This is a genomic window from Photobacterium frigidiphilum (genome assembly GCF_003025615.1).
GTDB classification, from domain to species: domain Bacteria; phylum Pseudomonadota; class Gammaproteobacteria; order Enterobacterales; family Vibrionaceae; genus Photobacterium; species Photobacterium frigidiphilum.
Genome location: NZ_PYMJ01000011.1, coordinates 96,617 through 122,753 on the forward strand (window position 1 = coordinate 96,617; position 26,137 = coordinate 122,753).

Sequence of the window (26,137 nt, forward strand, 5' to 3'; positions counted from 1 at the left end):
CTCCATACCGTTATTATTGACGCGACTACGATTGTTAATATATGTAGTGTCACGTACATCAGCTGCGCTGTATTCCTTCTTACTTTTCACGTTATTTCGTCACTATTCGGTACTTACTCTGTAACGACGACTGGAATATCTTGATTCTTATCTCGACGTTTTTTGTGTGCCAGCTTCTTAAGTGGCGGACATTTTTCTTCGTTGTAATAAGTGATTTGGCAGTCTAGACAGTAATGGCACTCACGCATGTTGATCACACCATCAGGCTGGATTGCCTGGATTTCACACTCTTTCGCGCATGTCTTACAGGGCGAACCACAGTCAGGACGACGTTTCAACCAATTAAATAAGCGCACGTTATTGGTGACCGACAGTGCAGCGCCTAATGGACACAGGTAGCGACAGAAGGTTTTTCGGTTAAACAGGTTCAACAAGATCAGGAATGCAGCCCAAGCAACAAATGGCCATTCACGATCAAACTTCAATAAGAAGGTGGTTTTAAACGGTTCAATTTCGGCAAATTGTTCAGCCATTGATAACGAGTCGAGCGAGATCCCGAACAAACCTAATAAAATAAGATATTTGATGGTCCACAAACGTTCATGCACAGCATACGGCAATTCGAATTGAGGGATTTTGAAATGGCGGGCAAGTTGATTGACCAGCTCCTGCAAGGCTCCGAACGGGCATAGCCAGCCACAGTAAACGGCGCGTCCCCACAGTAAAATGGTCACAGCAGCAGCACACCATAAGATGAAAATAATCGGATCGAGTAAGAAAAGATCCCAGGAAAAATCGCTCATCAATGCCTGCAAAAATGTGAAGACATTCACCACAGACAGCTGTCCACCCCATGACCAACCAATAAACACGACAGTTACCGCCAGAAAGCCATGACGTAAGTTATGCATAAAGGTGGGATGGCGAACCAATACATCCTGGAAAAACAGGATCAGTAGCAAAACACTCAGCAAAGCAAGAAGTATCACAACTTCGAACTGGCGCTCTTTCCATACTTGTTGGGTCAGTGATAATTCAGGCTCAGGGACAATCGCAGGCGGCGTATCGACATATTTCCCCAACATGTCGTAACTACCTTTAAAGCTGGTGAACAGGCTATCGAGCGGACCAGTCTGGCGTCGAACCAGCAATTCAAGCTGCCAACTTGCTCCCGGATCAAGTTCATGATGCGCCTGCACTCGGAACACCGACATTTCTTTAAACGTCGGGGCTCCTGCAATATACAAATCCGTAATACGGTTATGGTCGAGATCGCGAAATGAAATCGCATTCTCATTCTGATGAATCTGGAGACGATCAAAGATCCCCCCCCGCACATAACCTGACCCCTTGAACGAGTAACCATTACCCAATACGACTAGTAGATGTTCGCCCGGTTTCAAAGGTTGCACTAACCACTCATAATCGGCATCACCGAACAAATTACGCCCTATCGTTGGCACATCAGCAAGCGCAAAATAGATTTCAGCGAACATATCCTGCTTTTGATCCGTAGGGATATTACCAATATGCTCAGCCTCTGTGCCAATAAAGGCTTCATCGATTTTTTCATTGGTCAGATAGAGCTTGCGTATCGAACCATCCCCCGTTAACTGAAGCCAGTCTGCTTTTTCAAACTGATCTTGATAGATGGTCGATGGAGGCTGGATGATGGTTTGTTGTTTTTTAATAATCCCTAGAGACTGGGCCACTTTTGTTGCCGCTTTAGTAACGGCAACATTCATCACCATGACTGTCACAGTTGCGCCTGACAAGCCATCAACGGCAACATAGCCCTCGCTCTTATTACCACCAACTTTGATTCTGTCCTTCACCGATAAGCCAGTGTATTGATCGGCAAAGGCCCACAATTTTTTCTCTGGAATACCCGCCAGAATAATCGGTTCATGGTGTTCCAGCACTTTGGCAGTCAGGTAGTTACCTTGCGGATCGATAGCCACCAGCATATTAACTGGCTCGCCGGAATAGGCCGGGATTTTAGCGACATCATTGGTTTCAAAAGCATAGCCGATAATGTCTTGATCTTTGTAGATCCGCCAGACAGGGATTTTCCCCTGTTTTTCAGCAATTTTTGTTGCGCTGGGAAAGGTTTTTTTGATAAGGGGGATAGGATCCTTTGGCGGACTAACAAACAATGCACTTGCAGGTGCTATCCCTCCCACAAAGAGTAAAAGGAATAAGAGCGCACGAAAAATAGTTGTTCTGAATAAGCTAATCTTTTGCACCAACAGACTCCAAGATAGTACTTTTGCCTAAGTCACCAAATGAAGTATATTAAATGCAACTAACACCCTGTCATGATTGAGATCAATTAACTTACACATCATTACATCTGTACAACCAAACCGTGACATATATGACAAATGTACTATTTAAGATACAGACGCCGTATTACGCCTTCTGTTAACCGTGATAGCTCACCCCAAAATCACCCAAGGTTAATATCTGCTTTAGTTTATCCAACAAAGGGCTACAGTTTAATCATCTATTCATTTTCAGTTCATGGCACTTCGATTACACTACAAATATGAAAAAATATAATAGATTTCTATACATTTTCAGTTTCCTCTTTTTATTGGCTTTTCATGTCAATGCTGCCCCGCAACTAGAAATTGATGAAGATCACGACGAAGTAATGCATGCCGTTCAACAGGGGTTGATTCAACCTTTTTCTGCGTTACAAGAAAAGGTTGCCAAGCAACTTAATGGTCGCATTATAAAAGTAGAGTTAGACGAAGATGATGATGTATGGGTGTATGAACTAAAACTGATTGACCCAAACAACAATATCGTAAAAGTCGAATATGAAGCCCGTACACTCACCATTATCGAAATTAAAGGTCGTGGGCTAGAAAATATCATCAAGGTGAACGAATGAAAATATTAGTAGTTGAAGACGAAATTACCCTTGGTGAGCAAATCATTGATGGTTTAGAAAGTAACGGCTGGATTGCAGAACTTTCGCGTGATGGGATTGATGCCCTATACCGTGCAACATCTGAACCTTGGGATGTTATCGTTTTGGATTTAGGCTTACCAAAACTTGACGGATTAACGGTATTAAAAAGTATTCGAGATGAAAAAGTGAATACGCCGGTTGTTATTTTAAGTGCGCGTAATGAGCTTACCCAACGGGTTGAAGGGTTAAATGCAGGGGCTGATGATTACCTCACCAAGCCTTTTCAGATGGTTGAGTTAATCGCCCGTTTACGTGCCCAGTTACGCCGTTCAACGGGTAATGCGTCCCCTGTTATTCAGGTCCAAGAATTAAGTTTAGATACGCGAACATCAAACGTATTATGGCAAGGTCAAGTCGTCGATCTTACGGCATTAGAATTTAAGGTGCTGTCTTACCTTATGCATAATACTGATAAAGTGATTTCAAGAACGGAATTGGTCGAGCACATTTACAAGCAAGATTTTGATCGTGACTCTAATACGATTGAAGTATTTATTGGTCGTATTCGCCGTAAGATCGGCAATGATGTTATCAAGACAGTTCGCGGTCTCGGATACCGTATCAATGCCAATTAACACAATTGAAAAACGACTTCCTAGCCTTCGTAGCCGTCTACTTATCGCGGCGGCTGCTTGGCTTATTGTAATTACGCTTTCTGCTGGTTATCTTGTTCCGAGTTTCATAAAAACTTACCTAGTCGGTCAAGAAGAACAACAACTCAAGCTTTATCTTGATCAACTTACAGCGCTTGTTGATGTAACCACCGACGGTAAAATGTCATTATCAGGCAAACTCTCAAACCCTCTCTTTGAATCGCCCTACAGCGGATTATATTGGTCGCTGACTATCAATGACCAACAATTACGTTCTCGTTCCCTGTGGGATACCCGTATTCGAGGCAATAAAGAAGAAGGCTTTATTGGGCCTAACAAACAGCCACTAATCGTGATCAGCCGAGAGTTCTTCGTACCTGAAGCTGACGATCCGGTCAATTTATCGGTCGCGATTAATAAAGACAAACTCAATGCTACATTACAAAAACTAACACATGGTTTGTGGTTAATATTAATCATTATGGCTATCGGTATTTTAGCGTTAACGTGGTTGCAAGTTAGCTGGTCGTTATCTCCCCTAAGAAAGCTCCAACAGAACTTAAAAAAAGTACGAAATGGTGAGCTTACTGAATTAACGGGCATTTATCCGACGGAAGTTAAACCTGTTATCGATGACCTAAATGCACTGCTATTCCATTATCAGGAACTACTAGAACGTGCCCGTAACCATTCAGGCAACCTTTCTCATGCACTTAAAACACCTATAGCCATATTAAACAATGAAGTCGCCCTGCTAAACGACGTAGATAAAACAAAGTTAACCCCTGCTTTACTGCAATTACAACAGCATATTGATTATCACTTAGGCAGAGCACGTATGGCAGGCGCTGTAAATATTCTAACGGCCAAGACTGCCCCATCATCCCGTGTCGATGCCATTTCTATGGCCATGGATAAAATTTATGCACACCGTGAAGTGATATTGGTCAACGAGTTAGACAGTGATTTGAATATCGCGGTTGAAAAGCGAGATCTCGATGAAATAGTGGGAAATTTTATTGAAAATAGCTACAAATGGGCAAACAGTTTAATTCGGGTACATCAGCAATCTGTCGATACTGACACAGTGAGCATTGTGATTGAAGATGACGGACCCGGTATCGCTGAAGATGAATGCAATGAAGCACTAAAGCGGGGTATTCGATTAGATGAAAGTACCCCAGGAACAGGCTTAGGGCTCAATATTGCAAATGAACTTGCGCATAGCTACCGCGGAGAATTAATTCTGAGTCGAAGCCCATTAGGTGGGCTAAAAGCAGAGATAACCTTGCCATTACCAAGAAGTTGAATACGTAAAAATCTCGCTTCATTTACGTTATCAGCTTCGCTTTTATAGAGGCCAAAAAATCATATTCACAATGCGTACAATAACGCCAACAACAAAGCAACTAACCCCAAAGCGATACCAACGGTATTCGTGTGCATCCATCCCTACACGCTTAAAAACCATTACCGCTACACCAGACCAATCTTTCGTACGTTTAACATAGAGAAATATACTCTTAGCGATAAATAGAACGCCCGTGACGAGTAATATTACTTCAACAAAGCCCATCGTCGCTTCTAACATATCAATAATCCTTTTGCTTTATAAATCCATTTAATAAACACTTAATATAATGAGAATACCGTTCTCGATTAATTCTAAGATACCAATTTTAATGCAAGCATCAATTAGACCTTAGTTGAAATGCTTTGTTTATGGCGGCTAAACCCACTCTACTTACTGTTAATTAATGCTTCTATACGTTTATGTTCTAGCTGCTCTGGTGTTGAAAAGCTGAACCATTTATAGATATATTTACGCTTATCTAATGGTATGTCTGTACTTAATTCAACGTCACCACCTTCGGCAAACAGTGAGCTACAAACAGACTGATGTAGACGCCAACACAAATGATTACTTTCAGGGTAATCAATAAGAAAAGCCTTTAATGTAGAATAATAACGCAACGTACCAACAGCATTAAAACTACCGTCGTTTTTATCATAAAGTTCTTTAAAGGTTTCACCCAACAAGGTTTCTCGCATTTGGCAAAGGCTGTAAATTTCAGCTTGAATCTCATCAGGTATTGCTAAACTACCCGACTCCCAGCTCTGCCAAGTACTTCTTGATACACCATTACCAATGACGTCAGCGGCTTCGGTTACTTCAAGCATCAAAATCTTTCGTATAGCCTGTAACTCAACATTATTCATGTTTAGCCAACTCATATCATTACCTTCACTCAGTACTATCTAGATAAACATCATACGACAGCAATTAAACCATTGGAAATAAATCCATTTCGACAGGATAAGTCGAAACATCATCGTTTAAAAATGGCAGTACTTGCACACTCGTAGAAAGCTTAATCGAAGGTATTTTTAGCGCTGTATTAGTAAGTGCGACGGCGCTTGAAAGGTGAATCTAAACGAATTGAAAAGAATAAGCACAACATGCGTTAAAGTTTGAATGCTTACTGCCTGACTTTAGTGTAAAATCCAGCCCCCAGAATATATAACGCACGATACGAGACGACATGCAATTACTCGAAGCCAAATTACACAAAATCGACCGCCATAATTACCGCAGCTATTCTAGTATGCGTGGTGAATACACTTTCGTTGACTTCGACTTTTTTATCGATACTGTTCAAGCCGACCCTTATGCGCCGGCTTCTCGTGTTCGTGCTCGCCGTAAATGGGCGCTAACTGATTTAGCATGGTTGAAAGATCAATCTCAAGATTACCAGCGTGCCGCACGTGATTTTATCGCACGCCAATTTGCCGATCTTTCACAACAAGAAAATGGCATTCAAATCGATCGTCCTGGTCAGGTTATTCTTGACCGTACCGCTGTCGTTTTTGATGAAGAAGGTATTGAGTTACGTTTCCGAATTAATTTGCCTGCAGACGACCGTAAAATCATTGCTAAAAAAGCGATGAATTTAATGACGTTCACCATGCCTAAAATTATCCGTCGTTCTACGATTGCTCGTGAACTTCCGATTGAAGAAATGAAGCGTCATTGTGAAGCAGTAGAAGATCAAGTTGCTTTACGTAAGCAGCTTGAAGAAAACAACCTATTAGCGTTCGTTGCTGATGGCAGCGTATTACCTCGCCTTGCTGGTAATGTTGATTTACCAATGGCTGATGCAATTCCTTTTGAATGCCCAGCAGAATTGGCTATCGAACTAGATGCACCGCATAAAGGTAAAATTCGCGGCATGGGCGTACCTAAAGGTATCACCATGATTGTTGGTGGTGGTTTTCATGGTAAATCAACCCTACTCAATGCTATCGAAAGCTCTGTTTACGATCATATTCCTGGCGATGGTCGTGAATACATTGTCACAGATGAATCTGCGACAAAAATTCGTGCAGAAGATGGCCGCTGTGTGCATAACGTCGATCTTTCTCCGTATATTAGTAATTTACCTATGGGTAAAGATACGGCATCGTTCAGTACACAAGATGCATCAGGTTCAACATCGCAAGCATCATGGTTGCAAGAATCACTTGAAGCAGGTGCTAAAGCATTGCTTATCGATGAAGATACCTCTGCATCGAACTTCATGATCCGTGATGAACGTATGCAGGCGTTAATTTCAAAAAATGATGAACCGATTACACCGCTTGTAGATCGCATTGCACTACTTCGTGATCAACTGGATGTCTCTGTATTATTAGTTATGGGCGGTTCTGGCGATTATTTGGATGTAGCTGATACAGTTATTCAAATGCATAACTACCAAGCACTTGATGTAACAGCAAAAGCAAAAGAAGTTATTGCTACGCACCCTACTCGTCGTACATCTGAAGGGTCTGAAATCTTACCACTTCCTCGTACACGTCAGCTAAATCGCGCTGCACTTAAAACCATGCTTGAAGACGGTAAATTCCGTATTCAGGTTAAAAACAAAACAACATTACGCTTTGGTCGTGAGCTTATTGACCTGCAAGCGTTAGAGCAAATTGCCGATTCAAGCCAATTATATACTGTAGGTTGGTTATGGTTCCAACTTGCCCAAGGCAAAGGATGGGAAAAACAACCATCGAAAGCATTTGAAAACATGCTGAATGATGATTGGTTCCGCACAATGCCGCATTATGGTGACTTAGCAAAGCCACGTGCAATCGACGTAATGGCTGTTTTAAACCGTATGCGTAAAGCCGACTTTAAGTAATCTGCCATATTTAGAAAAATACCTAAGCCCGCAGTAATGCGGGTTTTTTTATCCCTTAACCTCCTCATTTGTTTTTCTAAATTCTAACCCTTGAATCAACCAATGCATTAATAAGCCTCTATACTTTTTAAATTCACTTTTTACACTCTGTGAAATGGGCTTAATAAGGCTACGATATGTATAAAATGCATTTCATCGATTCTTTACCAATTTACCTTATCGCAGGGTTAATTCTTGGCTCTATTTTATTGGTATTTGAATTTGGTTATCGATTAGCACGCATATTTTTAGCAGATAAATTGAACAAAGCGATTAGCCCAATGACGGGAGGGTTAGGTGGGTTACTGGCCTTTATTCTTGCTATAACATTCAGCATGGCAGCTGGAAAAAATGATGCCAGAAAGCAACTGGTTTTAGATGAAGCTAACGCAGTAGGTACTGCCGTATTACGTACAGCTTTTCTGCCTGAACCTTACAAAAAAGATAGTAAATTATTACTCGTTTCTTATATCAATGAAAGATTAATATCAAAAGAAGAAAAAAAACGAGTACTTAAATCCTCACAGAGTGAAGATCGCGTTAATCTACTTATAGCAAATAGTGTCATATTGCATGAGAAACTATGGCGCAATGCAGTTAGTGCGTATAACGTTGAACAAAACCAGATCATCAAACTCTATATTGAGTCACTCAACCAAGTTATCGATATCCATACCGAGCGTGTAAATAAAAGCCTTCAAAGCCGAATTCCAATCAGTATTTGGTTTAGCTTAATACTGCTCACTTTTCTAACAATGGTGCTTACAGGCGTTCAGGTTGGATCACAAAGTGAGGCTCGAATGCTAATAGCTGCACTTCCATTTGCGCTTGCTTTCACCCTTGTTTTAACATTAATTATCGAGCTCGATAGACCTAATCGAAGCATTCTTTCTGTTAGCCAACAACCGCTAATTGATTTACAACGTTCGCTATCGCCGCAAATGTCAGCAAGTAACCAACAAGACAGACAATGAATCGTCTAGGCGTATTTCACGACTGAAACGTTAAGATGAGTTTTATTATTCTGGAAGGGAAACAATCAGATACTTACTTCAGTCTGTATTGCATTGCATTTCATGTTAGGCTCACACGCAGATAAATTAGCTTGGGACGGCAACATTGAAAACGCAATTGACGAAAACAGGCTTGACTAGATTCTGTCTGGCAACCACTCTACCCTTGATTTCATTTACAGCATTGGCTAACAATTTTTATGTTGAATCGACCTTCATTCAAAATGGTCAAACAATGGGGCCTCCTGCGTTCAATATATTCAATAACAGTGACAGAACGTTCAATGTTGACCACAATACTGCCATTAATTATTCAGTTATCGAGAAAAAAGACGGCAGCGTAAACATAGAAGCCGTAGTCATTGAAACCAGTAAGCGTGGTGACTCTTATCAGTTGCAGCCCATTATCACGATAGAAGCCGATGGTGAATCGAATGGTATGTTATTGGGTAAATCAAAAGCGATACCTTTTCTTGATTGGCAACTGAGTGCGATCAAATCATACACTGTTACTTTCCATCTGCTTTCTAGCAATAAACAAAACTGCCTGAATTACACCAATGAAAGTGAAACACTTTGCTTTGACTCAACGCCCTTACTGGATACAGATGCCTTTTTGTATATCCGTAAGAAAGCAGAAGACCCATCGGTATTAGAAATTAAACTTACAGATAACGGTGCCAATACATTGCGCACCTTCACACGTGAAAATATAGACCAATGGATGGGTGTGATGATCGATGGACAACTTGTAAACGCGAGTATCATTCGTTCTGAAATGGGAGGGGATATTTTGATGCCATTACCCAAACAAGCAGCTGCTGCTGAAGAATAACATCAATACCTACTTACTCGCCTTTTCCTATCATTGATTAGGCGACAGTAAATGTTGCCATTCTTTATGACGGTTCATGTAGTGGGCAACATAACTGCACGTTGGAATTATTGTATAACCCCTCTTGCTCTATCCCTTTTAGTACAGCCTCCATCATAATGCTGGCGTACCCTTTTCCACGCAATGCATCTGGCACATGAGAATGATCTAACGTGAGCACATTACCTGAGATTTGATAACTGACTTCAGCTTGATAACCCGCCTCTAACTCAACAAAGTAAGCCTGTTTTTTTCGATCATGCACGGCGTTGTAATGTTTTTCTTCACTCATATCCCTATTCCTTTTATTTCACGTACTGTTTTATCGCTTATCTTACTTAGCAAAAAGAACGGTGAGCTATGCACTCACCGCTGTTACCTTACGTCTATTGAGAATAACCTGTGCACGATAAAAAGACACTTGAGATTTACAATAGCTTCTAAGCATTAAGCATTAAAAGTGTAATCGTGGTAACTAGCCTTGCTGCTTTGCTAAAGCAACCGCCGCTTGCAATGTGGCTTCTTCAACATAGCCCCCTAGCACTGTTGTATTCTGTTCATTGGCACCTTTAACTGGCATCACAACATAAGCGGGTGTACCACTGAAGCGTAGATCTTGTGCTAGCTTCATGGTTTTCATCAACTCAGGAGACCATTCTTCAAGCTGTGCCAAATCGACCGTTGCACCCGATTTTTTCACTAATGCCTGAATATTAACTTCAGTTAGTTTCTCGCCATCAAGACCCAGCTGCATAATGCCTTGGTGGTAAATTGCAAAGCCCTTCTCACCTTGCTGCTTAAACACTTCTAAACTCACACGTGCCGCCGTGTCTGACAACTTGGATCGTTTCGCGAGAATTGGGAAGTTTTTTATTAATAACTTAGCATCACTGTTTTTAGCCAAGATGGCATCCACAATCGGTGATGACTTAATGCAATATGAACACTGATAATCTAAGAATTTCACAATGGCCACATCGCCATTAGCATTCCCTTCAAACGGAGTCTCTTTATCATTTAACAAGGCATTTTTCTGCTTCACGGCCTCACTAACTCGTAACGCATTCTGCTTGGCGTCTTCTCGAGCTTTTAATTCCATGCTGGCATCAATCAACACTTCAGGATTGTTTACCAAGTATTCCATCGCAATTTTGCCAATTTCTTCTTGCTGTGCGGCAGAAAAGGAAGAAGCGGTATTTGTCGTATTAGCAGCAAACGCTGAGGTCACGGTGGCGCCAGTCACAACGCTTGCAAGTAAAAGGGCCAGTTTTTGTTTGGTCATTCTTTTCACCATTTATGATTAATTAGCTCGTTAAAATCAACCCCAACCTAAAGGTTGGAGTTAACTTCAAGGTCAAGAGCTTTTGCATCAGCACGACATACAGAACACATTTTTGGTTTAAAAATCAGATCTAGAGCCCAAAATGATTTATCTGTTTTAGTCACTAAAATTCCAGCAAAAAGTGGCAATAATAAGCCGATAGATAGCGGAGAGATGGGCTGTGCAGTGTTCCATGCTGCAATCATCAATGCCACGATAGGAAACAATAAAAAGCACAACGAAGCAGTGAACGGAGTCGACAGTTCATTCAATTTAAAATACGCCACAATGCCGCCGACACTTGCAAATACGCCTAGATATAACACAGCTAACAACGATTCAGATGAGAACGTGCTTGGCTGAGCCCCTTCCAACAATAAAGAGACAATAACCAACAATATCGACGCCATGAAACATGGTACGGTGTTGTATGTAAGCACAGAGATATCTTTACAATATTTTTGCACAAACACATACATTAACGCATGAATCATGACAGCAGCACTGAGCGCACTCATACCGATCAAATAACTGGCCCCCCCAATATTCATTTCATTTTTCAAAATTACACTCAAGCTAACAACTGCCACCAACAAGCCCGCAATTTGGTGCTTTCCCAAATTCAAACTAAGAAATAAGGTAGAAGTCATCATCACCGCTATCGGCATATTGGCAAAGATGATCGCCGCTAAACCAGAAGAAATATATTGCTCGCCAAAAATCATAAGCGTGAAGGGAATAGCAAAATAAAAAACAGCCACGATCACCATCCAATGCCGACGCCCTTTAGGGAACATTAACGGCTGCCTATACCATCGGGTCAACGTCACAAGAATCGGTGCTGCAATCAAGAAGCGTAAGCTGGTTGCAAAAATGGGCGGAATCGAACTGACTGCCACTTCCATTGCAAACCATGTCGTCCCCCAAATTAAACACACAGAAAGAAACAACAGCGGCACGGTATACTTTGTATTCATTGACTAACTCATCCATCAAGGTCACTAAAAACCATTCACTTGTTTTCTAGTCACATTTATTGATCACCTCGAAATCAAGAGGTTAACTCATCCATTGATGGTGTTTTACTCTACGACGAAAATCGTAAAGCGTTGTCTAGAAAGGTAAACTAACGTAAATTTGGCGGCACTTGGTGCCAAGATTGTCTGTCCTGCATCTTTTGATAGCTATCGTCAAATAACTCACTCATGTATGCAGGGCTAATATCATTTCCCGGTTGCTCTGATTCAAACTGCGGTTCTATATAGCTAACATTAAACTCCATGCCTGTTCGAAGTGATTGCTGATAAATACGGTTTACATCCCCTAGCCCTTGGTATTTCAAAATAGTGTCTATTGAGCGGGACGCGATACCTTTGAATGTGTACTCTGTGGTTTTCCAACGTGGTTCAAGTTCTGAATTGCGTATCACATAAACTTTGTTTCTGCTGTTTTGTGGCAACAATGAAAGATCTACACCTTCTGGAAACAAAAAAACTTGATTAGTAACACCACCATCAACATGCAATTCTTCAAACGATTCCAACATTGATCCCTTCACCACTTGCACAGAAATCATCTTGGCAGGAAAGACTCCCGGAATCGATGAGGAGGCAATAATAATATCTTCAAACAAGGCTTCAGCCTCTGGTGTATTCAATGTTGCTATCTCGCCCATGTTCCAGATTACAGGTCGCTGAGCATCAAGGTTTGTCGTGCCTATTAGTAAAATACGACCACGAGCATATTGCTTTGCAACCTCATCTAATAAGGCCGGAGTAATCGTTTTACGCACCATCGCTTCGAACTTATCGGTGTTCAGTAATGATTTAGTTGCTGCAATTTGGAAAATTGTATTTACGTCGTACAGTTCATCCGATTTCGTTTGAGTATATAACTGCTTAAGAAACAGATCGTAGTCTGCCCCCAAAAAGGCAAATACCGAAATGATTGCGCCAGTACTAACGCCAGTTACTGTCGCAAATTCAGGTCGATCACCATTGTCGGTCCACGCATTTAACAATCCCGCACTATAAGCACCGTTTGTACCACCACCCGACAATGCCAGATGCGCCACAGCTTTGATATTCCCATTCTCATCAGTTAGGATCCCTGCATCCATTTGACGCTGCTTTAAGGCCACCAGCTGATCTTTCGGGATTGGGTATTCACTAGTGTCTCCCCAGTAGCGTAATAATTCAGTATTTAACGGCTCATAAGAAACATGCTGTTCTTGTGACATATCTTGCCGCTCTAGCGAGCTACAGGCAGAAATAAATACAATGGAAATGATAGAAATAAAGCGATACATGGAGGTCCTTATCCGCTAAATGTAGAATGTAGCTGAGCTATAAGAATCAAGCTATTGAACAGTGAATCATTAAAATAGAAGCAGATTATGGCACGACAAAATGAAACATAAATTAAATCTTATGGCCTATTCAGCTACCATACAGCGGGTAAAAATGGTTTACTCTATTCGAACCCAACGAGTTTATCTAACCCATTATAATATAAAGGAACATACGTCCTGATAGGTTATCATTTTGTTACGTTTTATATTTTTTCTAAGTTAAGCCTGCCTGTTTATTCCAAGATTGTTTCCCAAAAAACTGTTATCTCACAACACTCTATTTATTCATCATCTAAGATTGTGATAATCTCAGCCTCTTGTATTGCATAGCGAGTGAAATAACAACGATGAAAATTTTCAGTAACTTCGATGGCGGCAACATTAATGTAGTTAAAGCCGATTCACCAGAAGATATTCAACTCACTATTCCTAATGACAATCAATCTGAATATTACCAATGGTTTCACTTCCGCTTAGAAACACAAGCGCAAGAAGAACACACTGTAAAATTACTCAACCTTGCTAAATCGGCCTACCCTGAAGGCTGGCAAGGCTACGATGTTGTTGCATCTTACGATCGTGATGAATGGTTCCGTATTCCTGCCGAGTTCGATGGTGATACACTGACATTCCGCTTCTTCCCAGAGCAAGGGTCTATGTACTTTGCTTACTTTGCACCATACACCTACGATCGCCATCAAGATCTTTTGCATCAAGCACAAGTAAACTTCAACTGCCAACTTGAAACATTAGGTAGCACGTTAGATAACAATGACATGAGCCTGCTTACTATTGGTGAGCCTGCTGATGATAAGAAAAAAGTTTGGGTAATTGCACGCCAACATCCAGGCGAAACAATGGCTGAATGGTTCATCGAAGGTCTATTACAGCGTCTGCTTGATGAAACAGATACGGTTGGCCGCGCGCTTCTCGATAAAGCCGTTTTCTATGTTGTGCCAAACATGAACCCAGATGGTGGTATTCGTGGACATTTACGTACCAATGCGGCAGGTGTGAATTTAAACCGTGAATGGCAAACGCCATCAATGGAAAAAAGCCCTGAGGTTTTCTTAGTACGTGAGCGTATGCTTGAAACCGGTATCGATATGTTCCTCGATATTCACGGTGATGAAGCGATTCCTTATAACTTTGTTGCGGGTAGTGAAGGCATTCCATCTTATGATGAACGCCACGCCAACTTAGAGAATAAGTTTAAGCAAGCATTACATACTATTACACCAGAGTTCCAAGACGAATATGGTTATGACAAAGATAAGCCAGGTAAAGCAAATCTAACAGTTTGTTCTAACTGGGTTGCGGAACAGTTTAAGTGTTTGTCTTACACTGTCGAAATGCCATTTAAAGATCATAATGCACAACCAGATGCCCTTTACGGCTGGTCACCAGAACGTAGCCTTGCGTTTGGTCACGACATGTTAGCGGCAACCCTCGCTGTTATTGATGATGTATAAAGCATAGCTAGCGCCTTTAATAAAATATAGCGCGACAAACTAGTACACACTAAGCCACGCACGTTTAATTCTGCGTGGCTTTTTCTTTCTCTATCTGTCGTTCATTTCATACTGAAAAAGGCGAGATACGATCCCACCTTCTATATTTATTCATGACAAAATACAGCGTAAACGATATTAACGTTTACTGTCACTATGAAATGCATAGCGATTATATTCAGTGCCATTCTCAGTAACAGCGTTATATTTCACTGAACGAGAGCTGTTCAATGATAATGGTACAAACACACGGCCATTCTCATTGGTCATATAGGTTCCTTTCGATTGAGGAACATTTTTGACGGTCACCTCAGCGTTAGCAACTGGTGCACCTTGCTCAGATACGGTTACCCATGCACCATTGGCGGTATCGACTACTTTCATATCCGCTAATGTAACAGTTGAAAAAACAACACACATGACGGCAACAGCTGTATTTAATAATTTCATAACAAACCTTCTTATTATAAATGCTGGAAACAAGTACAGGTTTAGTCTTATTTCCACGAATCCCTTGAGTCCCATTCCTATTATTTATTTCATGGGCATGATTTAACTTTTTAATGATTTCGATATTATAATAACTCAATGAAAGTAAACCGCTGTTGAACGAGCGTAAAGCAACGTAAATTAAACTTATTTATAAAATAACGTTTGTTATGTATACGTACTGTTACATCGGTTATCGCGGAATGTTGTTTTTGTCGTTTTACCCAAAGTTTAGCAATAATGCTTGATAACACCACCCTGCTATCCGTTATAATTCAGCCATTAGTACACTTTTGATGCGAAAGAAATGGCAAAAACTAAACCCATAATTAAAATCGAAACTTACGGTATTCACACCACATGGGACGCTGAATCTAAGCATTTACCTAAAGTGAAAACATTTACTACAGACATTCCGGCAGAAATCGATGTTGAGTTTGGTTTTATCGTTAACATCAAAAAAGCCCGTGGTGAAAAGATTCGCTATTGTATCTATCACCCAGACATCACCGATGGTTCTGGTGATGTGCTTGAACCTTTTGATGGTGAATTGTATGTTCGGAACAATGATTGGGATTTTTATCTAGGCGACACTATCTGGGCACCAATAGACAACAAGTTAGGTGACTGGCGTATGACGATAGAGATGAAAGGTAAAATTATCGCGGAAAAGACCTTTAATCTTTATGCTCGAGACGAAGGTCAATTTTGGAAAAAACGCGGTTTTTGAAGCCAGAAATCAGTGATTCACTAGGCGAGTTGTTGAAACTCGCCTGTAGATTTTATCGCTATATTAATACCGCTATTGTGTTTACCTCAACCTTTCTTGACCACTTTCCAACCAAGAGTAAAAAATGCTGCAGATGGAATCAATAAAATAAAACAAGCGAGTACAATTGCCGTTGTATTCGATAAACCAAGCCCAAACCCTAACGAAAATGCTAACCCATACAGCACGTCTATAGGGCTAAAAGTAAGAGGTGCATTAGCAGCCTTACTTAGTGTGCTAAACAACAAGATAAAGCTAACAAATGACAATCCAGCCAAAAACAACGCCATCAAACATTTCTTGATAAGAAGTGGTGATACAACCCATACCGATTTATTCAAATTATTCATCTTCTACACATTTAAGGCATCAAAAATGCCTTTCACAAAATAATGACATTAACCTACTCCTTTAATGATTTACTGTCATGACAGAAATGAGGCAATGGCTTCAGAATGCTGATATAAATCGTTTTATAGTGTGTTTATCATGCTATTAATAACAATAACGAAAGATAAAGGATCACGTAATGGGACTATTTGACGCTATTTTAGGTAATGCTGGTGAAATGAGCATCGCAGATGCAACAGAAGAGCTTTCTACCATTTTGGGACCTAACGAACACATAGAGATCGCATACAAATTAATTCGCGATATGATTGTGTTAACCGACCAGCGTTTATTGCTTATCGACAAACAAGGCTTAACCGGGAAGAAAGTTGAATATCGCTCGATTCCTTACAAAGCGATCACCATGTATACCGTCGAGTCTACTGGTCACTTCGATTTAGATGCAGAATTAAAAGTATGGGTTTCAGGGCAATCAGAACCCATCTCCCTTGAGTTTAACGGCAAAACCAATATCTATGCGATGCAAGGCGTACTCACGGCTAAAATCGCAGGTAAGTAGCGATAAAAGTAGAAGCCACTAACATTCGAATGTTAATGGCTTTTATACCCAAGCCACCTCTAGATGCTCGTTTCAGCGAGAATTTGTTGGGCTCTAGGCAAGGCGTTTACTATAGACCTAGTGGTTCTTCGTTGAAATCAATCGTTACGCTGAACGACAACTTGAGAAATTGAACAAATAGGATCCCCTATTTCACCTTCAAACTGATGCAAAATATGCCAATGACTAAAAGTATCAATTAATTCGTTTTCTTGTAATAAAAAATCTGGATTTTGTGGGCGACCAAATTGTCGTTGAGCTTCATTAAATGTTTCATAAATCACAACGCCAGAAGGCTTAACGCTACGTTTAAGTGAATTAAATAGAGGACGGTGCAAATAACGGAACACAATAATAGCGCCGTATTGATTGTCGATTAGGTGATCGTCACCAGACTCAAGATCAACCAACCATGTTGTTGACGTCAGCTTTTCTTCCTTAATGATACGTTCAATTGTCTGTAACTTTTCTTTATCTTGATCAGCAAAAATAACAGGAAGACCTAAACGAGCAAGATACAAACCATTTCGACCACTTCCACATGCTAGGTCGAGTATCGGCCCATGCTTAGAAGCGACGGTTAACTCTTTCACATAAGTTTGAAGTAAACTTGAATGCGCGTTATTTATCTTATAAACGTTCATCGTTCCTCACTAAGCACTAAATTTGTATAGCCAAGTATACAGTACATTAATGCGTTTAATTAAAAGGAGAATTTGGCTAAAACCACGAAAAGGTCAAAATGCGTGACGCGCCTAGCTGTATTTTAAATACGTAGCCAAACAGGTTATTTTATAAACATGCTATCAAGGCTACAATGGGCGATAAAATGACGTACAACAATAGGCAATAATAGTGAAAACTGGTTCGATTCAACACTCTGATAATGCAAACACCGTTATCGTTCTCGATTTCGAAACCACGGGTTTATCACCAACCCAAGGTGACCGTGCAATTGAGATCGGTGCCGTATTAATGGAAAATGGCGAAGTAGTTGATCGCTTTCAAAAGTTAATGAATCCGGGTTTTAGAGTGAGCAGCTTTATCGAAAGTTATACTGGTATCACTAACAATATGCTTCGCACTGCAGCCCCCTGCGATGAAGTAATGGATCAATTTACCGATTTTATCGGCGATTATAATCTTGTTGCTCACAATGCATCATTTGACAAACGATTTCTAGATGCTGAACTAGACACCATTAATCGAAGCTATGGTGGAGAATTCGCCTGTTCTATGCTTATTGCGCGTCGTTTATATCAGAATGCACCAAATCATAAATTGGGCAGCTTAGTTGCCTATAAAAACATTGATCACGATGGCGTATTTCACCGAGCATTAGCCGACTCAGAAATGACGGCTAAGCTGTGGCTACAAATGCTTGAAGATATGCAAGATCAATTTCATATACCTCAGCCTTCATTTACTTTAATGCAGCAAGTATCAAAAAAAACGAAAGCGGCTGTGCCTACATTCCTACATAAAATGGCAACGACATAAATTTACAACTACATAACAAATAACTCAGTACATGTTTGATGAGTTACCGCTCATCAAACATGTACTATCAAGTCACTACTTTTCAGCTAACTTTGGCAAATTATGCCCAGCTAAAATCAATAAACCTGCAAATATCCCCATGTTCTTAATAAAGTTTTGCATTTCATGCGCTCCTTCAAGTCCATCTAAATTCCAGAAGTCATGTAAATTCACGTTAATAGCCAAAACCAAGAGTGCCAACAGGATAGATACAATACCTGTATAGCGATTAACGATAAGCGCAGAGCCTGCAATAATCTGGAAAATAGCCGCCGCAGCAAGGAAAAATGGGATAAACACCATGCCATGCTTTGCCATCAAACCAACGTGCATATCCCACGCGACAAATTTCATAATACCAGGCACTAAAAAATACAAACCTAACAAGACACGGCCAGCGATTATCAATCCATTATTCATCATTTTATCAACCTTCATTATTCTAACTTATACCGTTGCTATCACATCATGCTCATCGGCAATGTAATGATGTATACCCAAGTCACCTCAAGATGCAGGATTCAGAGTGATCTCAGCGTATTTAATTCAAGGAAAATGTGTGTAGGAATGGCATTTCCTTTCAAGCACGTTTGACACAGAAGTAGATACGCTGAATCACTCCCGAAGGGCGAGTTTTGTTGGGCTCTATGCGGTGTTACTTATTTCCAACGTAGAACGACTAGGTCTATAAATAAGTGCCTTGCCTAGAGCCCAACAAATTCTCGCTGAAACGAGCATCTTGAGGTAACTTGGGTATAACGCTAATCAATATCCCAAAGGATACGTCAAAATAATTTTGCACGCAAACTAATTGTGCGCAACTTTATGAGTGCAAAAATAGAACTTCATGAAAATGCCTTCAACTAATAACGGCACAACATGATTTCCGTTATACTGCCTACGTCAAACACCATTCGAGACGCCTAATTTGCCACAAGATAATCTGCCCGTTATAGAACAAGATGCTATAACACAAACTCTGTCTGATACGATTAAAATCGCGACATTCAATCTTTTCAATTATCTTGAACCTCCTTTCGCCTTTTATGATTTCGAACGTATTTATACCGCTGAGCAATGGCAAAAGAAACAGAATTGGATTGCAGAATACCTTATAGAATACAAGCCAGATGTTATTGGTTTTCAAGAAGTATTTAGCCCTGAATCACTTAAAATTTTAGTCGCTGCACAAGGTTATGGCCATTTTGAGGTCGTTGATGAAGCAGAAGTCATTGATGATTTTATCTGCCGTAGCCCAGTTGTGGCAATTGCATCGCGCTACCCAATCACTCACATAGAAGCCGTTGTACCCGATAAAGAGCTGGCGGTTGCTATGGGGCTGAAAGATAATTTTACATTCAGTCGCCAGCCTCTTCGCGCCACTATTGAACTCCCTCATATTGGCGAATGCGATTGCTATGTCGTGCACTTCAAGTCAAAGCGCCCGATGATAGAGCATGACAACAGTGCTAATGATGAATCACGTACACAAACAATTATTCAAACATTAAAAGCAGAAGTCACGGGTAGTTGGGGATCGTCGATTCAGCGCGGTTCGGAAGCAGCACTGTTATTAATGAGTATCATTGAGCGTCGCGAGAAAACGGGGCTGCCAATGATGCTTATGGGTGATTTTAACGATTCACTATCAGATGGTGTATTAGCTCACCTCTTAACAGGCTCACTACGTTTCATTTCAGAATCTGAAAGCGATGTGATTTTAGCAAAATACCGATTAAAGGATACATGGGATCTTTACCAAGCCACAGATAACTGCACTGAAATGGCTCATCGTACACCAACCCATTATTACGGGATGAAAAAATCGGTATTAGATTATATTTTATTATCTTGTGAGTTCGATGCTCAGTATCATTCTAGTCTCTTCGAAGTCAGTGAGCATGACACCTACGACAGACACTTGATCAATCCCTCTTTTGAACGTGATAGTCAAAGTACCGATCATGGCATAGTGTGTATCACACTCGCCTTGCGTGCCTAATTGCTACCCTCTCTATATTTTACGCAAAAAAAAGCCAGTCAACGCATGACTGGCAAGAAACTAAGCGGTTTGTCGATATTGGTGACAAACAATCGACGACATTTAGCGAAAATGTCTAAGAAGCGTTTTAGCCCATTCAGATTACACTTTCACAGCTGTATAGAAGCTTACATCCCCTACTTCTGTTTCAGGATTGTAGCTATGATAGAGTTCAAAACATGGCCTTTCATCTACGTCTAAACCTGATTCAACAACCTGCCCTAATAATTCATCCCAGTACTGACCAAAATCACTTTTACCACGGATCTCACTCCGTATAGAAGCATAGCCACCAGCAGGTAATATTTTCAATTCAATACCATTACTAACTTCTGTTCCTTGTGGTACTGAAATACAGATATCTGTTCTGCACTTAGCGCTAGGTGTTAACTCTGGATTGTCGTGATAGATAAAAATTATTTCACCATCGCTTAACCCTTTAGCCCCAGCCCATTGGCACACTTTGGCAATTGCAGTTTCATAACCTTCGCCATAAGTCCCAGTTACGCGGGTATAAGCAAGCAGGCGCTCATTAATTACTTCAGTTTTCATGACTTCACTCCATTGTTGATGACATGTAAAACTATAACTTCGTTCACCTTCTGCAGCGTGTCCTTCTTTGCTCAAGGTGTGTCCAATCTTGCTATTACGTAAAAGTAGAGATAATTCATTGAATGTCTGACAATTTTTTATTTCAGTTGGCGTTAGACCAAAATAACTTTTAAAAGCCTTAGCTAAACTTTGAGAACTCGAAAAACCGTACTCTAGAGCAACATACGTCACGCTGTAATCATTGTGAAATAGCATCTGCGCTGCATTTGTTAACTTTAACCGACGAATATAATCAGCCACAGTTTCGTTAGTCACAGCCTTGAAGATACGATGAAAATGATAAGGTGATAAATGAGCCAGTGCTGCCACATCACTTAAATTAAGAGGTTGATTATAGTTTTTTTCTAGGTAACGAATAACGGGAAGTACTTTTCTTTTATAGTTAGTTTTCACGCCATATCCATATGTTTTATTGTCAGTATTATTTCGTCATAAGCATAACGTCAATTTATGCTTTCAATCTTAATTCCTATACTGACAAAAAGTAAATAAAGCGGATCAAAAAAGCCCTGATCTTTCAAAAGAAGATCAGGGCTTTTGTTATGCTTTACTTTATTTCAGGCTTATCGTGTAACGCTCGCAGGACGAGGGGTACGACGCTTTGCAGGTTTTGCTTTAGGTGCGCCAGTACCAGCTCCTGAACGATTTGACGGTTTACCCGTACCTTCGCTTTGGCTTTGACCACCAACATGGCGTCTATTTTTGCCTTGTGGTTTATGGCCTTTAGCATTTTCACCAGAACGTTGACCGTCACGGTGATCTGATTTTGGTTTCTTCGGTTTACTCGGCTGAATTGCGCGCGTATCTAAGCGAGACTCAGGCAGCTTATTCACTGCTTCAAAACCACTAATCTGTTCACGTGGTAATACTTGCTTAATTAAACGTTCGATAGCAGCAAGATCTTTGTATTCATCAGCACACACTAATGAAATAGCTTGCCCTTCACAACCAGCACGGCCAGTTCGGCCAATACGGTGAACGTAATCTTCAGAAACATGCGGTAATTCAAAGTTAACCACTTGTGGTAATTGCTCAATATCAAGACCACGTGCAGCGATATCTGTTGCAACAAGCACTTGAATTTCTTTACTCTTGAAGTTTGCCAGTGCCTTAGTACGTGCACCTTGGCTCTTGTTACCATGAATCGCAGCAGCTTTAATACCACGACCTTCAAGATGAGTAGTCAAACGGTTCGCACCGTGTTTTGTCTTTGTGAATACCAGTACCTGACCCCAGTTATTTTCTTTCAATAACTTGGTTAATAGGTTCGCTTTTCGGCTTTTATCTACAGGGCAGATCCACTGTTTAACTGTTGGAGCCGTTGCATTACGTGGCGTAACAGAAATTTCTACCGGGTTATTAACCAGACCTTTTGCAAGCTGGCGAATCTCAGTAGAGAAAGTAGCAGAAAAAAGTAAGTTCTGGCGTTGCTTTGGCATTGCTGCCAATAATTTACGTATATCACGAATAAAGCCCATGTCTAACATGCGGTCAGCTTCATCTAGAATCAATACTTCTAGCTGGTCAAAACGCACAGCTCTTTGGTTATAAAGGTCAAGCAATCGACCCGGTGTTGCAACCAACACATCAGCACCTTGACGTAATCGCATCATTTGTGGGTTAATTTTAACGCCACCAAATACTACCGCTGAGCTCAATGGAAGATTTTTAGCGTACAACGCAACACTTTCAGCAACCTGTGCCGCCAATTCACGCGTAGGAGTAAGTACAAGTGCACGCACTTGATTAGGCTTAACACGTGGACCATTAGATAAACGCTCTAAGACAGGAAGGGTGAAAGCTGCTGTCTTACCAGTGCCTGTTTGGGCCGCTGCCATTACATCCTTACCTTCGATTACAGCTGGAATTGCTTGAGCCTGAATTGGCGAAGGTGTGTCGTAGCCTTGTTTAGTTACGGCTTCAAGGATTGGCGCAGATAGGCCCAGGGAGGCAAAGCTCATAAGATCATCTCTTGTCATTATTTTTCATAGTTTAGACCGTCTTGAGGACGGGGGGGCGTGTAGCCTACAGGATATCGCGACCAAGTACCATTAATACTCAGTTTGACACTAATGAAAGCTACTGAAAACCCATGAAAAAAGGCGTTATACAACGCCTTTTCATGGTGTTTTGAACATGTTCTCACATTTGAGCACATGACCTACCTATAACTAGGTAGTGCAAAGCCTGACTATTTAGTTTCAGGCTCTTTCGCAATCTCATCTGCGTTTGCAGTATCAATAGCTTGCTCTTCTGAAGCAACATCTTCTGACGTTTGCTGTGCAGCTTCTAAATCCATTTTTGCTCGATCAGCTTTAGAAATGTAACGCGGCTTATTACTTGTTTGTAATTTCACGTTCGCCTGCTTTAATCGCTTCTTTAGTATCTGGTTTAATTTCTTCTTTCTATTCATCGTATTCTGTCGGTCACATTCTAAAGGTTCATAACGAACAAATTTCAATGCGCAGATTGTATAGGCTCTTAGCCTAATAACAAGTAAGATTTCACATTCTTCTTCGAATAGATATTTACACAAGAGATCGTCTTATCATTGCCGTTTTTATAAACGATCAATACATTGGCTTAAAACGGTCACCCATTTAGCGAATAAAACAACATGTACTGAATGAAAACGCATCGATTAAAACGGCTAACGTTCGATAATTACTCATTGTTAAACAATTATTTAGTCATTATTCTGCTTACACCACACGCAAGCACTGCGTGACACCTCACAAAATTATGTACAGTGATTAATTACATCACGAAATTTGTGACAAACTTCTCGCACTCACCCTCGTTTAACGCCTACTATGCCCTCGCATCCCCATAAATAATAATGAGAGTTCACAATGAAAAAGCATTTATTAGCCTCTGCTATTCTCTTTTCCCTAATAAGCAGCCCTGCATTTTCTGCAGATGGCGACATTACCGACGTTACGATTTTAGGCACATCTGATATTCACGGGCATTTTATGCCATGGGATTATGCCAGCGACAAAGCGAACATGAGGGGTAGCCTGAGTCAAATCGCGTCTAAGGTAAAAGACATTCGTAAAAACAATGACAACGTCATTCTTGTTGACGCAGGCGATACGATTCAAGGTAACTTTGTCGAAACATTTAAAGATGAACCCGTTGATCCTATGATGCTGGGGTTCAATGAAATGAAGTACGATGTATGGGTACCGGGTAACCATGAATTCGACTTTGGCTTAAAAGTATTAAACCGCTCACTCACTCAATTTAAAGGTCAAACTTTGGGCGGTAATATTAAGCGAGCCGACGGCAACCCTTTTTTACCTGCGCACACAATTCTTGAGCGTGATGGTATAAAGATAGGTGTTATTGGAATGGATACACCAATGACACAAGTGTTTGCTGAAGGTACAAACCGTCTTGAAGGGATGACATTCACTAACCCATCTTTGGAAGTGAAAAAAGTTATTCAACAAATCAAAAACGATGTCGATGCGATAATCCTTGTTGCTCACATGGGTATTGATAACGAAAACAACATCAAAGACACCGGCGTGCGTGACATTGCTGAAGCAAACCCAGAGATTGATGCAATTGTGGCGGGCCACATGCATACGCTGGTTGATAAAGCGGTAATCAACGGCGTTATTGTGACAGAACCAGATAAGTATGGTCGTGCCCTATCTCGTATTGACCTTCAATTTGAAGAACGAGACGGTGAATTCTCTTTAATCAATAAAGACAGCTATACCTACAAAATCAAAGGCACTCTTTCTGATGAAAAGATGGAAGAACTGTATGCACCCTATCACAAACGTTTACGTGAAAATGCAAATCGCGAAGTGGCAGAGCTAACTGGTGTTGATCTTGTTCCTGAAAATGAAATTAAAGGTATTCCGCAAGTACACATTCAAGACACAGGTATTAGCGCACTTTATCAAGAAGCAAGTATGTACTACGCGCCTAAAGCGAATGTTATTGCTCTTCAAATAGATAACGATAAAGCTGAGCTCGATGTAGGTCAGATTAAAGCGAAAGATATTGCCTTTAACTACCAATACGCAGGTGGCGAAATTACGGTATACGCCATGACAGGTAAAGAATTAAAAACCTACATGGAATGGTCTGCTGGCTATTTTAACAGTGTTAAAGAAGGTGATGTAACGTACAGCTTTAACCCTGAACGCCGTTCGTCTAAATACTCAACCAATGATTTCTTTGCTGGTGTAACGTATACCATCGACTTAACAAAACCAGCAGGTAAGCGCATTACTGATCTGCAGTTTGCTGATGGCCAAAAAGTCACTGACGCCACAAAAATCACTCTAGGTATGAATAGCTACCGTATGGGACACCTAACCAAAGCAGGCGGCGTTCTTGAAGGTCAAAGCTTCCCTGTTATCTTTGATACTGAAGAAGAGTATGGCGAAGATGAAGGTACAATCCGTAACCTTACAGTTCGCTACCTAACAGAAGTCAAAAAAGGGACTTACGAAGGAAAGCCGATGAACCGCTGGCATCTTAGTGGTCTTGAAGGCTATCAAGCTGAAAGAGCTGTAATCAAAGCCCTAATCAACTCAGGAAAGATTTCAGTTCCGACAAGCAGCGATGGTCGCTACACAAACGTTGCCTCTATCAATGTTAAAGACAAAATCTTTAACAATAAAGAAGCGTTTAATGCGTACATTACAGCACAAGAACAAAAGCTTATCGCAACGACTGATGATGTTGAAAAAGCGCAAATTCAACGTGACCTTATTATTGCTAAAGCACTAAACAAATAATATTTCGAAAAATTAAATATACAGCCTCCAGTTATACACGCTTGGAGGCTGTTTTTTCTTTACAGCTCAACCCACAGATTTTGCAACTCCGTAATACTCCCAAA

The 26,137-nt window shown here is 40.7% G+C and carries 25 protein-coding genes and 1 pseudogene; 12 read left to right on the forward strand and 14 right to left on the reverse strand.

Annotated elements, in window-relative coordinates:
* Positions 1–113 precede the first annotated feature (113 nt).
* On the reverse strand, positions 114–2,246 hold the full coding sequence (gene nosR / locus C9J12_RS12985) for a transcriptional regulator NosR (RefSeq protein WP_227876357.1): 2,133 nt from the start codon (positions 2,244–2,246) through the stop codon (positions 114–116).
* A 302-nt stretch (positions 2,247–2,548) separates the two neighbouring features.
* Between nosR and C9J12_RS12990 the strand changes: the two genes are divergently transcribed.
* Genes C9J12_RS12990 through C9J12_RS13000 form a run of 3 tightly spaced genes read left to right on the forward strand, consistent with a single transcriptional unit; the run spans position 2,549 to position 4,882 of the window.
* Positions 2,549–2,899, forward strand: coding sequence for a PepSY domain-containing protein (locus C9J12_RS12990; protein ID WP_107243104.1), 351 nt, complete (start codon positions 2,549–2,551; stop codon positions 2,897–2,899).
* Entirely contained in the window at positions 2,896–3,555 is a 660-nt protein-coding gene (locus C9J12_RS12995; RefSeq protein WP_107243105.1) for a response regulator transcription factor, read from the forward strand. Before C9J12_RS12990 ends, C9J12_RS12995 begins: the two co-directional genes overlap by 4 nt.
* A complete protein-coding gene (locus tag C9J12_RS13000) occupies positions 3,545–4,882 on the forward strand; it encodes an ATP-binding protein (protein ID WP_107243106.1) in 1,338 nt (445 codons plus the stop codon). Before C9J12_RS12995 ends, C9J12_RS13000 begins: the two co-directional genes overlap by 11 nt.
* A 42-nt stretch (positions 4,883–4,924) precedes the next feature.
* Here C9J12_RS13000 and C9J12_RS13005 read toward each other — a convergent pair whose 3' ends face one another.
* Together C9J12_RS13005 and C9J12_RS13010 are read right to left on the reverse strand one after the other, a co-directional pair.
* Positions 4,925–5,164: a hypothetical protein gene (locus C9J12_RS13005; protein WP_107243107.1), complete on the reverse strand. Its 240-nt coding sequence runs from the start codon at positions 5,162–5,164 to the stop codon at positions 4,925–4,927.
* 149 nt (positions 5,165–5,313) lie between these two features.
* On the reverse strand, positions 5,314–5,808 hold the full coding sequence (locus tag C9J12_RS13010; protein WP_107243108.1) for a YdiL family protein: 495 nt from the start codon (positions 5,806–5,808) through the stop codon (positions 5,314–5,316).
* A 308-nt stretch (positions 5,809–6,116) separates the two neighbouring features.
* Here C9J12_RS13010 and C9J12_RS13015 point away from each other — a divergent pair, with 308 nt between their 5' ends.
* The 3 genes from C9J12_RS13015 (at position 6,117) to C9J12_RS13025 (ending at position 9,650) form a co-directional block, all read left to right on the forward strand.
* A complete protein-coding gene (locus tag C9J12_RS13015) occupies positions 6,117–7,763 on the forward strand; it encodes an ABC-ATPase domain-containing protein (RefSeq protein ID WP_107243109.1) in 1,647 nt (548 codons plus the stop codon).
* A gap of 176 nt (positions 7,764–7,939) precedes the next feature.
* Complete coding sequence (locus C9J12_RS13020; protein WP_107243110.1) at positions 7,940–8,776, forward strand: bestrophin-like domain; 837 nt, start codon at positions 7,940–7,942, stop codon at positions 8,774–8,776.
* 145 nt (positions 8,777–8,921) lie between these two features.
* Positions 8,922–9,650 (forward strand): SecDF P1 head subdomain-containing protein, encoded by a 729-nt coding sequence (locus tag C9J12_RS13025; protein ID WP_107243111.1) that lies wholly within the window; start codon positions 8,922–8,924, stop codon positions 9,648–9,650.
* 30 nt (positions 9,651–9,680) lie between these two features.
* Here the strand turns inward: C9J12_RS13025 and C9J12_RS13030 are convergent.
* The 4 genes and pseudogenes from C9J12_RS13030 to C9J12_RS13045 form a co-directional block, all read right to left on the reverse strand.
* Positions 9,681–9,981 (reverse strand): annotated as a pseudogene (locus C9J12_RS13030) (GNAT family N-acetyltransferase).
* A gap of 183 nt (positions 9,982–10,164) precedes the next feature.
* The gene (locus C9J12_RS13035; RefSeq protein WP_170111774.1) at positions 10,165–10,971 is read right to left on the reverse strand and encodes a DsbA family protein; all 807 of its coding nucleotides are present in this window, start codon (positions 10,969–10,971) and stop codon (positions 10,165–10,167) included.
* Positions 10,972–11,018: 47 nt separating this feature from the next.
* Positions 11,019–11,987: a DMT family transporter gene (locus tag C9J12_RS13040; protein ID WP_107243113.1), complete on the reverse strand. Its 969-nt coding sequence runs from the start codon at positions 11,985–11,987 to the stop codon at positions 11,019–11,021.
* A 149-nt stretch (positions 11,988–12,136) separates the two neighbouring features.
* Entirely contained in the window at positions 12,137–13,318 is a 1,182-nt protein-coding gene (locus tag C9J12_RS13045) for a patatin-like phospholipase family protein (RefSeq protein WP_107243114.1), read from the reverse strand.
* Positions 13,319–13,707: 389 nt separating this feature from the next.
* Between C9J12_RS13045 and C9J12_RS13050 the strand changes: the two genes are divergently transcribed.
* A complete protein-coding gene (locus C9J12_RS13050) occupies positions 13,708–14,832 on the forward strand; it encodes a M14 family metallopeptidase (protein WP_107243115.1) in 1,125 nt (374 codons plus the stop codon).
* 177 nt (positions 14,833–15,009) lie between these two features.
* Here the strand turns inward: C9J12_RS13050 and C9J12_RS13055 are convergent, their stop codons facing one another.
* A complete protein-coding gene (locus C9J12_RS13055; RefSeq protein ID WP_006230037.1) occupies positions 15,010–15,321 on the reverse strand; it encodes a hypothetical protein in 312 nt (103 codons plus the stop codon).
* A gap of 346 nt (positions 15,322–15,667) precedes the next feature.
* Here C9J12_RS13055 and C9J12_RS13060 point away from each other — a divergent pair, with 346 nt between their 5' ends.
* Positions 15,668–16,090 (forward strand): DUF3859 domain-containing protein, encoded by a 423-nt coding sequence (locus tag C9J12_RS13060; RefSeq protein WP_006230038.1) that lies wholly within the window; start codon positions 15,668–15,670, stop codon positions 16,088–16,090.
* Between the two features lie 86 nt (positions 16,091–16,176).
* Here the strand turns inward: C9J12_RS13060 and C9J12_RS13065 are convergent, their stop codons facing one another.
* Complete coding sequence (locus C9J12_RS13065; RefSeq protein WP_107243116.1) at positions 16,177–16,479, reverse strand: hypothetical protein; 303 nt, start codon at positions 16,477–16,479, stop codon at positions 16,177–16,179.
* 179 nt (positions 16,480–16,658) lie between these two features.
* Between C9J12_RS13065 and C9J12_RS13070 the strand changes: the two genes are divergently transcribed.
* Positions 16,659–17,039, forward strand: coding sequence for a PH domain-containing protein (locus C9J12_RS13070; RefSeq protein ID WP_107243117.1), 381 nt, complete (start codon positions 16,659–16,661; stop codon positions 17,037–17,039).
* Positions 17,040–17,176: 137 nt separating this feature from the next.
* Here the strand turns inward: C9J12_RS13070 and C9J12_RS13075 are convergent, their stop codons facing one another.
* Positions 17,177–17,722, reverse strand: a complete 546-nt coding sequence (locus C9J12_RS13075) for a methyltransferase domain-containing protein (RefSeq protein WP_107243118.1) — start codon at positions 17,720–17,722, stop codon at positions 17,177–17,179.
* A 211-nt stretch (positions 17,723–17,933) separates the two neighbouring features.
* On the opposite strand from C9J12_RS13075, the gene C9J12_RS13080 reads away from it, so the two are divergent.
* Complete coding sequence (locus C9J12_RS13080) at positions 17,934–18,578, forward strand: 3'-5' exonuclease (protein WP_193944662.1); 645 nt, start codon at positions 17,934–17,936, stop codon at positions 18,576–18,578.
* A gap of 75 nt (positions 18,579–18,653) precedes the next feature.
* Here C9J12_RS13080 and C9J12_RS13085 read toward each other — a convergent pair whose 3' ends face one another.
* Positions 18,654–19,037: a DoxX family membrane protein gene (locus C9J12_RS13085; RefSeq protein ID WP_036803089.1), complete on the reverse strand. Its 384-nt coding sequence runs from the start codon at positions 19,035–19,037 to the stop codon at positions 18,654–18,656.
* Between the two features lie 508 nt (positions 19,038–19,545).
* On the opposite strand from C9J12_RS13085, the gene C9J12_RS13090 reads away from it, so the two are divergent.
* Positions 19,546–20,619, forward strand: coding sequence for an endonuclease/exonuclease/phosphatase family protein (locus tag C9J12_RS13090; protein ID WP_107243119.1), 1,074 nt, complete (start codon positions 19,546–19,548; stop codon positions 20,617–20,619).
* A gap of 141 nt (positions 20,620–20,760) precedes the next feature.
* Here C9J12_RS13090 and C9J12_RS13095 read toward each other — a convergent pair whose 3' ends face one another.
* The 3 genes from C9J12_RS13095 to C9J12_RS30955 all read right to left on the reverse strand — a co-directional run bounded on the left by C9J12_RS13095 (position 20,761) and on the right by C9J12_RS30955 (position 23,683).
* Positions 20,761–21,663: an AraC family transcriptional regulator gene (locus C9J12_RS13095; RefSeq protein WP_107243120.1), complete on the reverse strand. Its 903-nt coding sequence runs from the start codon at positions 21,661–21,663 to the stop codon at positions 20,761–20,763.
* A 170-nt stretch (positions 21,664–21,833) separates the two neighbouring features.
* Positions 21,834–23,231, reverse strand: a complete 1,398-nt coding sequence (locus C9J12_RS13100) for a DEAD/DEAH box helicase (protein ID WP_107243165.1) — start codon at positions 23,229–23,231, stop codon at positions 21,834–21,836.
* A 230-nt stretch (positions 23,232–23,461) separates the two neighbouring features.
* The gene (locus C9J12_RS30955) at positions 23,462–23,683 is read right to left on the reverse strand and encodes a DUF2986 domain-containing protein (protein WP_193944663.1); all 222 of its coding nucleotides are present in this window, start codon (positions 23,681–23,683) and stop codon (positions 23,462–23,464) included.
* Positions 23,684–24,122: 439 nt separating this feature from the next.
* On the opposite strand from C9J12_RS30955, the gene C9J12_RS13110 reads away from it, so the two are divergent.
* Positions 24,123–26,033 (forward strand): bifunctional metallophosphatase/5'-nucleotidase, encoded by a 1,911-nt coding sequence (locus C9J12_RS13110; protein ID WP_107243122.1) that lies wholly within the window; start codon positions 24,123–24,125, stop codon positions 26,031–26,033.
* The last annotated feature ends 104 nt before the right edge of the window (positions 26,034–26,137 follow it).

What these genes read in the sequence shown, in the direction of transcription:
- C9J12_RS12990 (WP_107243104.1), top strand. Translation starts at nt 2,549, where the DNA reads ATGAAAAAATATAATAGATTTCTATACATTTTCAGTTTCCTCTTTTTA.
- C9J12_RS12995 (WP_107243105.1), top strand. Translation starts at nt 2,896, where the DNA reads ATGAAAATATTAGTAGTTGAAGACGAAATTACCCTTGGTGAGCAAATC.
- C9J12_RS13000 (WP_107243106.1), top strand. Translation starts at nt 3,545, where the DNA reads ATGCCAATTAACACAATTGAAAAACGACTTCCTAGCCTTCGTAGCCGT.
- C9J12_RS13005 (WP_107243107.1), bottom strand. Translation starts at nt 5,164, where the DNA reads ATGTTAGAAGCGACGATGGGCTTTGTTGAAGTAATATTACTCGTCACG.
- C9J12_RS13010 (WP_107243108.1), bottom strand. Translation starts at nt 5,808, where the DNA reads ATGAGTTGGCTAAACATGAATAATGTTGAGTTACAGGCTATACGAAAG.
- C9J12_RS13015 (WP_107243109.1), top strand. Translation starts at nt 6,117, where the DNA reads ATGCAATTACTCGAAGCCAAATTACACAAAATCGACCGCCATAATTAC.
- C9J12_RS13020 (WP_107243110.1), top strand. Translation starts at nt 7,940, where the DNA reads ATGTATAAAATGCATTTCATCGATTCTTTACCAATTTACCTTATCGCA.
- C9J12_RS13035 (WP_170111774.1), bottom strand. Translation starts at nt 10,971, where the DNA reads ATGACCAAACAAAAACTGGCCCTTTTACTTGCAAGCGTTGTGACTGGC.
- C9J12_RS13040 (WP_107243113.1), bottom strand. Translation starts at nt 11,987, where the DNA reads ATGAATACAAAGTATACCGTGCCGCTGTTGTTTCTTTCTGTGTGTTTA.
- C9J12_RS13045 (WP_107243114.1), bottom strand. Translation starts at nt 13,318, where the DNA reads ATGTATCGCTTTATTTCTATCATTTCCATTGTATTTATTTCTGCCTGT.
- C9J12_RS13050 (WP_107243115.1), top strand. Translation starts at nt 13,708, where the DNA reads ATGAAAATTTTCAGTAACTTCGATGGCGGCAACATTAATGTAGTTAAA.
- C9J12_RS13055 (WP_006230037.1), bottom strand. Translation starts at nt 15,321, where the DNA reads ATGAAATTATTAAATACAGCTGTTGCCGTCATGTGTGTTGTTTTTTCA.
- C9J12_RS13060 (WP_006230038.1), top strand. Translation starts at nt 15,668, where the DNA reads ATGGCAAAAACTAAACCCATAATTAAAATCGAAACTTACGGTATTCAC.
- C9J12_RS13065 (WP_107243116.1), bottom strand. Translation starts at nt 16,479, where the DNA reads ATGAATAATTTGAATAAATCGGTATGGGTTGTATCACCACTTCTTATC.
- C9J12_RS13070 (WP_107243117.1), top strand. Translation starts at nt 16,659, where the DNA reads ATGGGACTATTTGACGCTATTTTAGGTAATGCTGGTGAAATGAGCATC.
- C9J12_RS13075 (WP_107243118.1), bottom strand. Translation starts at nt 17,722, where the DNA reads ATGAACGTTTATAAGATAAATAACGCGCATTCAAGTTTACTTCAAACT.
- C9J12_RS13085 (WP_036803089.1), bottom strand. Translation starts at nt 19,037, where the DNA reads ATGAATAATGGATTGATAATCGCTGGCCGTGTCTTGTTAGGTTTGTAT.
- C9J12_RS13100 (WP_107243165.1), bottom strand. Translation starts at nt 23,231, where the DNA reads ATGAGCTTTGCCTCCCTGGGCCTATCTGCGCCAATCCTTGAAGCCGTA.
- C9J12_RS30955 (WP_193944663.1), bottom strand. Translation starts at nt 23,683, where the DNA reads ATGAATAGAAAGAAGAAATTAAACCAGATACTAAAGAAGCGATTAAAG.
- C9J12_RS13110 (WP_107243122.1), top strand. Translation starts at nt 24,123, where the DNA reads ATGAAAAAGCATTTATTAGCCTCTGCTATTCTCTTTTCCCTAATAAGC.